Origin of the sequence: Curtobacterium sp. MCLR17_040 (assembly GCF_003234735.1) — a bacterium.
Classification (GTDB): domain Bacteria; phylum Actinomycetota; class Actinomycetes; order Actinomycetales; family Microbacteriaceae; genus Curtobacterium; species Curtobacterium flaccumfaciens.
On sequence record NZ_QKTE01000016.1, the window covers coordinates 1 to 11,955 of the forward strand.

Genomic DNA, 11,955 nt, shown 5'->3' on the forward strand with positions numbered 1-11,955 from the left:
CACCCCCACCGCCGCACCCGTCCCTCCACCCGAAACGGAACCCGACATGTCGCAGCAGCACAGCGAGCTCTCCGCACAGCAGCAGCTCGAGGCCTACGGCTACAAGCAGGAGCTCAAGCGCTCCGTCTCCACCACCGACCTGCTCATCTACGGCCTGGTCTTCATGGTCCCGATCGCCCCCTGGGCGATCTTCGGGACCGTCTACAACGCCTCCAGCGGCATGGTGCCGCTGGTGTACCTCGTCGGCCTCGTCGCGATGATCTTCACCGCCCTGGCCTACGCGCAGATGGCGAAGTCGATCCCCCTCGCCGGCAGTGTGTTCTCGTACGTCGGCCGCGGCATCCACCCCGCCGCCGGGTTCTTCGCCGGCTGGGCGATCCTGCTCGACTACCTGCTCGTCCCGACGCTGCTCTACGTGTTCGCCGCGGAGAGCATGGTCGGCATCTTCCCGGGCACGCCCCGCTGGCTGTGGGCACTCGTGTTCGTCGCGATCAACACCGTCATCAACCTGGCCGGGGTGTCCTCGCTCAAGCTCGCGAACCGCATCTTCCTGCTCATCGAGCTCGTCTTCGTCGCGATCTTCGTCGTCATCGCCATCGTCGCGCTGACCGGTGGCACGATCCCCGACGCGTCCTTCGGCACCGAGCAGATCTGGGACCCGGCCAAGGTGTCGGCGCCGCTCATCGCCTCGGCCCTGTCGATCGCGGTGCTGAGCTTCCTGGGCTTCGACGGCATCTCGACGCTGTCCGAGGAGTCCACCGGCCGTCGTGGCGGAGCCGGCACGGCGATGATCCTGGCGCTCGTCATCGTGGCGTTCCTGTTCATCCTGCAGACCTGGCTCGCATCCGCCCTGGCCGCGGGGCGGGACTCGTTCTCGGACAGCGAGGCCGGCAACGCCTTCTTCACCATCGTCGAGCAGGCCTCGTCGAGCGGGTGGGCCACCGCGTTCTTCGCCGTCAACGTGCTCGCCGTCGGCATCGCGAACGCCATGGCCGCGCAGGCCGCGACGAGCCGCCTGCTCTTCTCGATGAGCCGCGACCGTCAGCTGCCCGCGTTCCTGCACAAGCTCAACGGGCGCCAGGTGCCGCAGAACGCGATCATCGTCGTCTCGGTGCTCTCCGCGATCCTGGTGCTCTTCTTCGTCGGGCAGATCGACACGATCTCGTCGCTCGTGAACTTCGGCGCGCTCTTCGGCTTCATGCTCCTGCACGTGTCCGTCTTCGTGCACCACGTCGTCAAGGGGAAGTCGCGCAACTGGCTGCTGCACCTGGTCGTGCCGCTGGTCGGGTTCCTGATCATCGGGTACGTCCTGCTCAACGCCGCGGTCGAGGCGAAGGTCGGCGGGATCATCTGGCTGATCGTCGGCGCGGCCGTGTTCCTGTACTACCGACGCACCGGCCGCTCCACCGAGGTGGGCTCCGAAGCAGAACCGACGACGGAGGACGCACGATGACCCCGGACCACTTCCTGCCGAACACCCTCGGCCGCCCCGGGTTCTCCGCCGACCGGGAGCCCGTGCTGCGGGTCCGTCCCGGCACCGGCGAGACCATCGGCTTCGAGACCACCGACGCCGTCTACGCCGAACTCGACCAGCACCACGACATGGCGCAGCTGCAGGCACCGATCAACCCGGTGACCGGCCCGGTGTTCGTCGAGGGGGCGGAACCCGGCGACACCCTCGTGGTGACCATCCACGCCATCGAGCTGACCACGCACGGCTGGTCGGTGTCCCTGCCCGGCTCCGGGGCCCTGCAGCACGTGATGGGCGACCGGGTCTTCGCCCGCCGCTGCCCGATCTCGGACGACATGGTGCAGGTGTCCGACCGGCACCGGTTCCCCGTCCGGCCGATGATCGGGTGCATCGGCACGGCCCCGGCCGAGGGCGAGAACTCGACGATCATGCCGGCCTACCCGGAGGGCGGCAACATGGACGTCACCGAGGCCCGCCCCGGCTCGACCGTGTCCCTGCCCGTCCGGGTCCCCGGTGCGCTGCTGTCGATCGGCGACATCCACGCGCTCATGGCCGAGGGCGAGTCGTCGTTCGTCGCCATCGAGGCCCAGGGCACCGCGATCGTCTCCGTCGACCTGGTCAAGGGCGGCCCGGTGCTCCGCGCACCCCGCATCGAGACCGCCGACGACTGGCTGTTCGTCGGCCTCGGCGACCCCGTGCAGGAGAGCGTCCGGCGCGGGTACGAGGACGCCTTCGCGTTCCTCGTCGACGAGCACGGCTGGACCGCCGAGGACGCCTACGCGGTGCTCAGCGCGGTCGGTGACTCGAAGCTCGGCGGGCCGACCGGCTCCACCGCCCCGGACCCGTTGCACCCCTTCGCCGCCGTCGGTGCGGTCACCCTGCACCGGGTGCCGAAGTCGGTGCTGTGAGCGTTCGCTGATGCGGGTTCCCGGTACAACGGTCGCGCCGGGAACCTGCACAGGCATGTGCACGATGATGGGCGCATGCACGACACCATCCGCTACGTCGCGATCGGCGACAGCTTCTCGGAGGGCATCGGCGACGCCGGACCCGCTCCGTTCCCCGGCTGGACCGGACGACTCGCGAGCGCGATGGCGGGAGCCTCGGACGCCCACGTCTCGTACGCGAACCTCGCGGTGCGCGGCCGACTGCTCGCCGGCGTCCTCGACGGCCAGCTCGAGGCCGCCCTCGCGCTCGACCCGGCGCCGACCCTGATCACCTTCTGCGCCGGCGGCAATGACCTCCTGCGCCCGCGCTTCGAGGTGGATGCGCTGATCGGGCAGGTCGAGGCCGCCGCCGACCGGGTCGAGGCCACCGGGGCGCGCCTGGCACTCCTCAGCCCGGCCGACCCGAGCGCCCGCCTGCCCCTCGGTTCCCTGATCAACCGCCGCGGTGACGCCTGGGCCGAGGCGCTCGGCACCCTCGCCCGACGCCGTAGCCTGCCGTTCGTCGACGTCTCCCGCGACCCGCACCTGCGCCGCGCGGAGTTCTGGTCGGACGACCGGCTGCACATGAACGCCACCGGGCACCAGCGCGTCGCGGACCTGGCGCTGCACGCGGTCCTGGACGGCCCCGCGCCGGTCGAGCCCGCGGACCCCGGTGCCGCCCGGACCCGTCTGGGCGAGGAACTCCGCTACTACCGCGAGTACGTCCTGCCGTGGGTCCAGCGCCGGATCACCCGCACGTCGTCCGGCGACGGGCGCTCGGCGACCTACCCGACGTGGACGCCGGTGCGCGGTCAGGACGCGTAACCAGCGTCAGCCCGCGACGTACACGCGGGTGGTGACCCCGCTCAGCGCGTGCGCGAACTCCTCGCCCGTCGCCACGAAGCCGCCCGCCTCGTACAGCCGCACCGCCCGGTCGTTGTCACCGAGCACGTGCAGCACCACGCGGGGGTGTCCGGCGGCCCGGGCGTCGTGCACCGCCTCGGACAGCAGCGACCGTCCGACCCCGCGGGCCTGCACCCCGGGACGCACCGCGAGCAACGACAGGTAGGCGGCGTCCGCCGGGTCCGTCGACCGACCGGTGCCCGGTGCCGTGACGAGCACGAAGCCGTCGACCGCGCCGTCCGGGCCGGGAGCCACCAGCCAGGCGACGTGCTCCGCCGCGAACTTCTGCCGCGCGCGCTCCCGCACTGCCGGGTCCTCGGAGGCACCGTCACGGGCAGCCACGGCCGCGGCCCAGAGGTCGATGCAGGTGTCGGTCTCGTCCGGGGTCGCAGGGCGCACGACCACGGACGACTCGATCACCCGATCAGCCTACGACCGCCCGGCTCCCGATCCTGAACGACGCCCCACGGTGCTCGTCGGGCAGCCGGTCTCCGCGGCCGTGCAGCTTCTGGCGGAGTGACCCCGGCTCGTACTCCTCCGGGTAGGCCCCACGGGCACGGAGCTCCGGGATCACGAACTCGATGACGTCCTCCCACGTGCCCGGGGTCACCGCGTACGCCAGGTTGAAGCCGTCGACGTCGGTGAGCTCCTGGATCTCCTGCAGCCGGTCGGCGATCGTCGCTCCCCCACCGACCGCCACCGGGCCGAGCCCGCCGATCGCCGTCTGCCGCGCCAGGTCACGGATCGTCCACTTCGACCCGTCCTCCCCCGTCGCTGCCGCGATGTTCGCCGCCGCCGACTGGATCGCGTTCGACTCGACGTCACCGAGGGGCTGGTCCGGGTCCCACTGCGACAGGTCGACGCCCATCCAGCCGGAGTTGAGCACCAGCGCGCCGAGCTCCGACGCGTACGACAGGTAGTCCTCGTACTTCGCCTGGGCCAGCTCGTCGGTGGCGTCCGTGATCACGGTGAGCAGCGTGTAGACGCGGGCGGCGTACCGGTCGCGACCAGCTGCCTCCAGGGCGTCCCGGACCTTCGCGACGGTCGACGCGAGCTGCTCGACGGTCGGTGCGCCCACGAAGACCGCTTCCGCGTTCTCCGCGGCGAAGCGGATGCCGCGCGGTGACGCGCCCGCCTGGTAGATGACGGGCGTGCGCTGCACCGACGGTTCGGACAGGTGGATGCCGGGCACGTCGAAGTGCGTGCCGTGGTGCTCGATCGGGTGCACCTTCGCCGGATCCGTGAAGACGCCGGCTTCGCGGTCGGCGACGACGGCGTCGTCCTCCCACGAGCCCTCCCACAGCTTGTAGAGGACCTCGAGGTACTCGTCCGCCACGTCGTACCGGTCGTCGTGCGACAGCTGGTCGGTCTGGCCCATGTTCCGCGCGGCGCTCGGCAGGTACCCGGTGACGACGTTCCAGCCGACCCGCCCCTTGGTCAGGTGGTCGAGCGTCGACATGCGTCGGGCGAACGGGTACGGGTGCTCGTACGCGGTGCCGGCCGTGATGCCGAAGCCCAGGTGCTCGGTCACCGATGCCATCGCCGACACGAGCAGGATCGGGTCGTTCACCGGCACCTGCGACCCGGTGCGGAGCGCGGCCTCGTTCGAGCCGCCGTACACGTCGTAGGTGCCCAGGACGTCGGCGATGAAGATGCCGTCGAACGCGCCGCGCTCGAGCGTCTTCGCCAGGTCCGTCCAGTAGGACAGGTCGCGGTAGTCCCGCGACCGGTCGCGCGGGTGCCGCCACAGTCCGGAGGACTGGTGCGCGACGCAGTTCATGTCGAACGCGTTGAAGCGGATCTGCCGGTGCTCGCTGCTGGTGGTCACGGGTCGAGACGCTACGTCGGACACCTGCGACCGTCACGGATCGTGACGAAGCGTGACGGCCGGCTCCGGCACCGGCCTGGAGGCCCGCCCCGCGTCCGCCGCGTCGCCCGCGCCGGGCGCGTGGCCGGCTCCAGGGCTCAGGCGCGGTCGTGGAGCGTGACGTGGTAGCCGTCGGGGTCGGCGAACGTGAACGTCCGACCGAAGGGCCCGTCGATCGGCGCCGAGACGATGCGGTGGCCGTCGGCGACCAGCGCGTCGTGGATCGCCTGCACGTCCGTTGCGTGCAGCCAGACCGCGGCGCCGACGCCGGGCTGCGCCACCGCGTCGAGGTCCGTGCCGGGCACCAGGTCGCGCAGGGCGAAGGCGATCGGCGTGGTCTCGAACACGACGGCGTGCGGCGGACCGGCCTGCGAGCGGACGAGGCCGAGGTACCGCTCGTAGAACGACTGCGAGGCATCGAGGTCGCGGGTCTGCAGGGAGATGAAGTCGGGGCCGGTGACTGGCATGTGGTGCTCCTCGGGTTTGTGTCAGTCTTCTGACACAGGACAAGCTATGTCAGACTACTGACATGCGTCAAGACGACACCGGTATCCACCTCGAGACGTCGATCGGTTACCTGCTCAAGGAGACCGCGAGTGCCCTCCGCGCGTCGATGGAGGCCGTGCTGCGCCCGCTCGGCATGACGGTGACGCACTACTCCTGCCTCGAACTGCTCGCACAGCGGCCCGGCCTGTCCAACTCCGAACTCGCACGAGGAACCTTCGTCACCCGGCAGTCGATGAACGTGCTGCTGCAGACGCTGGAGCGGGACGGCTTCGTCACCCGCGCCACCGAGCCGTCGGTCGGCAAGGCACTCCCGACGCAGCTGACCGACCGCGGACGACGGAGCCTGGCGCAGGCGAGTGCGGCGATCCGGGGGGTCGAGCAGCGGATGCTCGCCGATCTGACCGCCGACCAGCAGACCGAGGCACGTCAGATCCTGCGGAGCATGGTGACGTCGCTCCGCAGTCAGGGCGCGTAGTGCACCGACGCGGCGTCCTTCGGTGCGTACCGATCCTCGAAGTCACGCTCGTTGGGGACCCACACATCTCGCCAGAGCGCATCGTGCCTGCGCCCGAGCGCGCGATCACGAGCCGTGCCCCGACGCACCGCCGTGTCGAGGTCGACGTCACACCAGATGCTGACGTCGAGGTGCGGGAGCGCCTCGGGGTGGAAGAGTCCGATCAGGTCGACGATCAGGACGTCCGTCCGCGGCAGCGGCTCGGCCGGGCCGAGGGCCCGCACCGACCAGTCGAACCGCTGGAACGTGCTCGCACGACCGGCTCGGTGCGGTTCGAGCACCGACGACACCAGACGGGGACGATCGACGCCGTCCCAGTCGGCCGACCGCTGATGGGACCGAACGGGGTCGAGGAAGTCGTCGCCGCGGATGCGGACCGCGCCGGGGAGCCCCTCGACGAGGGTGCGCGTCAGCGTCGACTTGCCGGATCCGCAGTAGCCGGAGACACCGACGACGATCGGTGCACGGGCCGAGGCGCGGCGGGACGCGACAAGGTCGATGACGCCGTCGCGGTCCATCGGGCAAGCGTACGAGGTCGATGACGGTGCACCGGAGTTCGTAGGCTGAGCGGATGGACGTCGCACTGCGGGACAGCACCACCGAGGACCTCGAGTGGCTCGTCGAGCTCCGAGCCGTGGTGCTGCGCGACGACCTGATGCGCCTCGGGGTGTTCGACGAGACGCGCGTCCGACAGCGCCTCCGCGACGCGTTCCAGCCGGAGCTGACCCGCATCGTCGTGGTCGACCGCCGCGACGTCGGGTCGGTCACCGTGCGGGTCGAGGACGACGTCCGCTGGGTCGAGCACTTCTACCTCGCGCCCGACGTCCAGGGGCGTGGAGTCGGGTCGACCGTGCTGCGCGCCGTCCTCGACGAGCCCCACGACGGCCCGACGCGGCTCAACGTGCTGGTGGGCAGCCTGGCTCGCCGACTCTACGAACGACACGGCTTCGTGCTCGACACCGACGACGGCATCGACGTGTTCATGACGCTGCGGGCCGCCGATCGAGCACCCCACGGAGCGCACTGAGCTGCTCGTCCACCACGTCGGCCATCCGGCGCTCGGCCGGTCCGGTGAGCCAGGCCTCGAGGGCCAGGTGGAACAGCATCACGGTCGTCTCGGCGATCACCGCCGCCTCGGACGGATCGAGCCCGCGGTGGACGAAGGCCTCGCGCACCGCGTCCGTCAGGTCGGCACGCTTCCGGGCGTCGCGCTCCCGGAGCGAGGACTCGGACAGCACCAGCCGCCGCACCGAGCCGACCTCGCCGTGCCGCCCCTCGAACCGCTCGTCGGCGACGGTGCGGAGGCCGTGCACGACGATGTCGAGCGGGTCGATCCCGGCCGGTGCACCCTGGATGGCGGCCCGGGCGAGGTCGGGGATCTCGTCACCGGCGAAGATCACCTCGCGCTTGTCGGCGAAGTACCGGAAGAAGGTGCGGGTCGTCAGGCCGGCCCGTGCGGTGATCTGCGGCACGGTCGTCGCCTGGTAGCCCTGCTCGGCGAAGAGCTCGAACGCCGCACGCTCGAGTCGCCCTCGGGCATCCGGAGACCAACGCATGTGTCCACAGTAGTGGTGATGACACGTCGTGTCATGGTTGACTGGGCGATGACACGTCGTGTCATGACTCACTTCGAGCAAGAGATCGGGACACCATGTCGCCATCGGGCAACGCAGCACTCTGGACCACGTCGACCGGGCGGTTCACCGTCGGGCCCGCACCGGTCCCCCAGCCCGGCCCCGGCGAACTCGTCGTCCGCGCCGAGGCGGTCGCCGTCAACCCGGTCGACGCCGTCGGCGGGCTCTTCCGGCACCTGGTGTTCCCGAAGCTGCGGTTCCCCGCGGTCCTCGGGTCGGACGTCGCCGGCACGGTCGTCGCGATCGGCCCGGACGTCGAGCGCTTCCGCGTGGGCGACCGGGTCGTCGGGCACGCCGCGGGGCAGGAACAGCACCGGAACAGTGCTGCCGAAGGCGCCTTCCAGCACCTGGTCCTGCTGCTCGACTGTGTGACGACCCCGGTTCCGGATACCCTGCCCGCCGAGCAGGCGGCGGTCCTGCCACTCGCCGTCTCGACCGCCGCGGCCGGGCTCTTCGAACCGGACCAGCTCGCGCTGTCGCTCCCGACGGCCGACACGTCCGAGCAGCCCGGGGTCGTCCTGGTGTGGGGTGCGTCCACGAGCGTCGGCGCCAATGCCGTCCAGCTCGCCCGGGCCGCCGGGTACGCCGTGATCGGTACCGCATCGCCGAAGAACCACGGGTTCGTGCAGGACCTCGGGGCCGAGGCCGTGTTCGACTACCGCGACGACGGTGCCGCACGCCGCATCCTCGAGGCACTCGCCGACCGGGAGCTCGCCGGCACCCTCGCCTTCGGCCAGGGCTCGCTGACCCGCACGCTCCCGATCGTCCGAGCCGCCACCGGCTCAGGTCGACTCGCGTCGGCGTACCCGACACCGGTGACGACGATCCGGGCGCGGCTCGAGCGCCGACACGGGGTCCACGTCACCGCGATCTGGGGCGGCCGCCCGACGGAGTCCGAGGTCGGCCCCGCGATCTACCGCGATTTCCTGCCCGAAGCGCTCCGCACCGGGCGGTACCGGGCGACGCCGACCGCGTCCGTCGTCGGATCGGGACTCGCCGCGATCCCGGACGCCCTCGCCGAACTCCGCGCCGGTGTCTCCGCCCGGAAGCTCGTCGTCACGCTTCCCTGAGCCGGTAGCGTCAGCGACGTGACCGATGCCGACGTGCCCGACGACGAGACCTTCAGCTTCACGATGTCGGGCGGTGGCACGCCACGGGGACACCTGCAGGACCCGAGCGCCGTCACGCTGCACCTGGACCCACGGCTCCTCGGCGACACCGCCAGGGGCAAGGAGATGTTCGCCCGAGCCATCGAGCAGCAGCACACCGCACTCTCCGACTACGCCACCGCCATCGCGGCCGCCGACGGTGACGTGACCGCTCCGGCGGTGCAGGACGCCGCGACCGCACTGCACCAGGCGCTCCAGTTCCTGCCGATCGCCCACACCGTGTACACGGGCGTCGGCTTCCCCACCGCCCGCGTCGGGGACGACCCCCGCCCGACCTCGCTGCGACCGGAACGCGGCGAGCGCGGCCTCGGCGTCCACCCGGACATGCTCACGGCGATCCACGGGGACACCTCGCAGCGCTGGGAGCTCGCCTGCGAAGAGGACCTCCCCCTCGCCGTCGAGATCACCCTGGCGACCGATCCGGACGAGAACGTGCGGTCCGCCTTCCTCATGATGACGAGGTCACGAGCCGTCGTCCTGCTCATGGAACAGCGAGAGACCGACCCGGGCGTCCTCGACCAGCTCGCCCAGCAGAGCTACGCGAGCCCCGAACGGAAGTTCCCGCTGCGGTTCATGCACCTCGCACCGCGTGAGCTCGACGGGCTCTACGAGCTCCTGGGTCTCGACGACCAGGCCATCGCGCGCGCGGAGGCCCGCTGGGAACAGGCGCAGGATCGGAACGAGCGCATCAGTGTCGGTGACGCGCTGCGCGAGATCGGCGTCATCAGCTGATCCGCTTGGCGTACCAGCGGTCCGAGTACGGATCGTCGTTGAACGCTGCCACCCGGACGAAGCCGAGCCGCTCGTAGAGCGCACAGGCCTCGGCGAGCTCAGCGCGGGTGTCCAGCCGCAGCGACGTGATCCCGCGTCCCCGGCAGACGTCCTCGACGTGGCGCAGGAGCGCCGAACCGACGCCTCGGCCGCGGTGCTCCGGCAGCGTGAACACCTTCGTCAGCTCGCCGACGACACCGACGAAGCGCACGCCGGCGCAGGCGACAGCGGCTTCCCCGTCACTCGCGACGACGAACACCCCGGAGTCCCCCTGCAGGTCGTCGTACGGCTCCTCGTCGAGCGCCCGGTCGACCTCGGCCGGCGTCGCCGCCCGCCCGTACCACCGCGACGCGACCTCCGTCAGGTAGGCCCGCACGATCGCGTCGGCCCGGCCTGCGCCGGGTCGCTCCGTCTCGATGATCATCGCGCCCCTTGCGTGGCCGCAGACGGGTCAGTGGGAAGCGGTCGCCTCGCGCGCGGCGGCTTCCGCCGCGACCCAGGCGAGCATGCCGCACTTGACGCGCATGACGAACTTCGAAACACCGTGGAAGGCGACGAGGTCCTCGAGGACGTCCTCGTCGGGCTCACCGACACCGCGCGAGCGCATCATGGTTCGGAACTCCTCGGTCAGTGCGAGGAACTCGGGCACCGTGCGGCCGACGGCCATGTCGGTGAGGACCGATGCCGAGGCCATCGAGATCGAGCAGCCGTCACCCTGCCAGGCGAGCCCGGCGATGCGGTCGGTGCCGGGTTCGAGCCGCAGGCTGACCGTGATCTCGTCGCCGCACGTGGGGTTCCGCTCGAAGTGCGAGGCATCCGCGACGGGCATCGCACCGTCGCCGTGACGCGCCTTCGCGTGGTCGAGGATGACCTGCTGGTACAGGCTGTCGAGGGCGTTCACGCGGTCGCTCCGAAGTAGTCGCGGATCTCGGCGACGGCTGCGAGGAACCGGTCGACGTCGTGCTCGGTCGTGTAGACGTAGGTGCTCGCGCGGCTGGTGGCGACCAGACCGAGGCGGCGGTGCAGGGGCTGGGCGCAGTGGTGGCCGGAGCGCACGGCGATGCCCTGCGCGTCGAGGTACTGCGAGACGTCGTGGGCGTGCACGCCGTCGACGTCGAACGCGACCAGGCCGGAGCGCGGGACACCGGCGGGCGGACCGACCAGGCGGATGCCGGGCACGGCGGCGAGACCGTCGAGCATCCGGCGAGCCAGGTGCTCCTCGTGGGCGCGGACGCGTTCCATGCCGATGCCCTGCAGGTAGCGGACCGCCTCGGCGAGGGCGACCGCCTGGGACACGGGCTGCGTGCCGGCCTCGAACCGCTCGGGCGCCGGCATGAACTCGGAGCCCTCCATCGTCACGGTGGTGATCATCGAGCCACCGGTGCGGAACGGCGGCAGGGCGTCGAGCAACTCCGCACGGCCCCAGAGCACGCCGATGCCGTTCGGGCCGAGCATCTTGTGCCCGGAGAACGCGGCGAAGTCGACCCCGAGCTGCTGCACGTCGAGGGGACGGTGCGGTGCGGACTGGCAGGCGTCGAGCACCACGAAGGCGCCGCGGGCGTGGGCGAGGCCGACGACCTGCTCGACGGGGGCGATCATCCCGGTGACGTTCGAGACGTGCGAGAACGCGACGACCTTCGTGCGGTCCGTGATCAGGGCCGCGGCGTCGTCGGCGGTCCAGGTGCCGTCGTCGGCGACCGGGATCCAGCGCAGGGTGGCACCGGTCAGCGCGGCGAGCTCCTGCCACGGCACGAGGTTGGCGTGGTGTTCGGCCTCGGTGACGAGGATCTCGTCACCGGCGCCCAGGCGGAAGCGCTCGGCGTCGGCACCGCCGCGGCCACGGCTGGCGTTGGCCATGCCGTAGGCGACGAGGTTGAGGGCGTCGGTGGCGTTCGCGGTCCACACGACCTCGGTCGGGGCAGCGGCGCCGATGAAGCCGGCGACGGTGGCACGGGCGTCCTCGTAGGCGTCGGTGCTGAGCGCCGCGAGCGTGTGGGCCCCGCGGTGGACGGCGGCGTTGTCGTGTTCGAGGAACCGGCGCTCGGCGTCGAGGACCTGGCGCGGGCGTTCAGCCGTCGCCCCGGAGTCCAGGTACGCCAACGGCTGTCCGTTCACGTCCTGCGCGAGGATCGGGAAGTCCCGCTTGATCGCCTCGACCTCGGTCTCGGTGAGCGGCTGGTTCGGCGCCACGAC

The 11,955-nt window shown here is 71.4% G+C and carries 15 protein-coding genes; 7 read left to right on the top strand and 8 right to left on the bottom strand.

All coding sequences use genetic code 11. The features are described from left to right. Positions 1–46 precede the first annotated feature (46 nt). The 3 genes from DEJ01_RS13260 to DEJ01_RS13270 all read left to right on the top strand — a co-directional run bounded on the left by DEJ01_RS13260 (position 47) and on the right by DEJ01_RS13270 (position 3,222). Positions 47–1,453, top strand: coding sequence for an APC family permease (locus DEJ01_RS13260; protein ID WP_111093264.1), 1,407 nt, complete (start codon positions 47–49; stop codon positions 1,451–1,453). Next, positions 1,450–2,379 (top strand): acetamidase/formamidase family protein, encoded by a 930-nt coding sequence (locus DEJ01_RS13265; RefSeq protein ID WP_111047252.1) that lies wholly within the window; start codon positions 1,450–1,452, stop codon positions 2,377–2,379. The genes DEJ01_RS13260 and DEJ01_RS13265 overlap by 4 nt, the downstream gene beginning before the upstream one ends. A 75-nt stretch (positions 2,380–2,454) precedes the next feature. Continuing rightward, a complete protein-coding gene (locus tag DEJ01_RS13270; protein WP_258375721.1) occupies positions 2,455–3,222 on the top strand; it encodes an SGNH/GDSL hydrolase family protein in 768 nt (255 codons plus the stop codon). 6 nt (positions 3,223–3,228) lie between these two features. Here DEJ01_RS13270 and DEJ01_RS13275 read toward each other — a convergent pair whose 3' ends face one another. From DEJ01_RS13275 to DEJ01_RS13285, 3 genes are all read right to left on the bottom strand, one after another. Then, the gene (locus tag DEJ01_RS13275) at positions 3,229–3,720 is read right to left on the bottom strand and encodes a GNAT family N-acetyltransferase (protein ID WP_111093265.1); all 492 of its coding nucleotides are present in this window, start codon (positions 3,718–3,720) and stop codon (positions 3,229–3,231) included. Between the two features lie 4 nt (positions 3,721–3,724). Beyond that, entirely contained in the window at positions 3,725–5,128 is a 1,404-nt protein-coding gene (locus DEJ01_RS13280; RefSeq protein ID WP_220038695.1) for an LLM class flavin-dependent oxidoreductase, read from the bottom strand. Positions 5,129–5,265: 137 nt separating this feature from the next. Further along, entirely contained in the window at positions 5,266–5,634 is a 369-nt protein-coding gene (locus tag DEJ01_RS13285) for a VOC family protein (RefSeq protein WP_111093266.1), read from the bottom strand. 62 nt (positions 5,635–5,696) lie between these two features. On the opposite strand from DEJ01_RS13285, the gene DEJ01_RS13290 reads away from it, so the two are divergent. Then, positions 5,697–6,149: a MarR family winged helix-turn-helix transcriptional regulator gene (locus tag DEJ01_RS13290; protein WP_111093267.1), complete on the top strand. Its 453-nt coding sequence runs from the start codon at positions 5,697–5,699 to the stop codon at positions 6,147–6,149. On the opposite strand, the gene DEJ01_RS13295 is transcribed toward DEJ01_RS13290, so the two are convergent. Next, positions 6,137–6,706 (bottom strand): uridine kinase, encoded by a 570-nt coding sequence (locus DEJ01_RS13295; RefSeq protein WP_111093268.1) that lies wholly within the window; start codon positions 6,704–6,706, stop codon positions 6,137–6,139. The two genes, DEJ01_RS13290 and DEJ01_RS13295, sit on opposite strands and share 13 nt — an antisense overlap. Positions 6,707–6,759: 53 nt before the next feature. Between DEJ01_RS13295 and DEJ01_RS13300 the strand changes: the two genes are divergently transcribed. After that, positions 6,760–7,215 carry a GNAT family N-acetyltransferase gene (locus DEJ01_RS13300; RefSeq protein WP_111093269.1) on the top strand — a complete coding sequence of 152 codons (456 nt, stop codon included), beginning with the start codon at positions 6,760–6,762 and terminating at the stop codon, positions 7,213–7,215. Here DEJ01_RS13300 and DEJ01_RS13305 read toward each other — a convergent pair. Further along, entirely contained in the window at positions 7,169–7,744 is a 576-nt protein-coding gene (locus DEJ01_RS13305; protein WP_111093270.1) for a TetR family transcriptional regulator, read from the bottom strand. The genes DEJ01_RS13300 and DEJ01_RS13305 overlap by 47 nt on opposite strands. A gap of 95 nt (positions 7,745–7,839) precedes the next feature. Here DEJ01_RS13305 and DEJ01_RS13310 point away from each other — a divergent pair, with 95 nt between their 5' ends. Continuing rightward, positions 7,840–8,892: a zinc-binding alcohol dehydrogenase family protein gene (locus DEJ01_RS13310; RefSeq protein ID WP_111093271.1), complete on the top strand. Its 1,053-nt coding sequence runs from the start codon at positions 7,840–7,842 to the stop codon at positions 8,890–8,892. Between the two features lie 18 nt (positions 8,893–8,910). Next, positions 8,911–9,723 carry a hypothetical protein gene (locus DEJ01_RS13315; RefSeq protein ID WP_146247622.1) on the top strand — a complete coding sequence of 271 codons (813 nt, stop codon included), beginning with the start codon at positions 8,911–8,913 and terminating at the stop codon, positions 9,721–9,723. On the opposite strand, the gene DEJ01_RS13320 is transcribed toward DEJ01_RS13315, so the two are convergent. From DEJ01_RS13320 to DEJ01_RS13330, 3 genes are read right to left on the bottom strand one after another with little or no spacing between them, the layout of a single operon-like run. After that, positions 9,716–10,186 carry a GNAT family N-acetyltransferase gene (locus tag DEJ01_RS13320; RefSeq protein ID WP_111093273.1) on the bottom strand — a complete coding sequence of 157 codons (471 nt, stop codon included), beginning with the start codon at positions 10,184–10,186 and terminating at the stop codon, positions 9,716–9,718. The two genes, DEJ01_RS13315 and DEJ01_RS13320, sit on opposite strands and share 8 nt — an antisense overlap. A 27-nt stretch (positions 10,187–10,213) precedes the next feature. Beyond that, complete coding sequence (sufU, locus tag DEJ01_RS13325) at positions 10,214–10,663, bottom strand: Fe-S cluster assembly sulfur transfer protein SufU (RefSeq protein ID WP_111093274.1); 450 nt, start codon at positions 10,661–10,663, stop codon at positions 10,214–10,216. After that, a complete protein-coding gene (locus DEJ01_RS13330; RefSeq protein ID WP_111093275.1) occupies positions 10,660–11,952 on the bottom strand; it encodes an aminotransferase class V-fold PLP-dependent enzyme in 1,293 nt (430 codons plus the stop codon). Before DEJ01_RS13330 ends, sufU begins: the two co-directional genes overlap by 4 nt. Positions 11,953–11,955 lie beyond the last annotated feature (3 nt).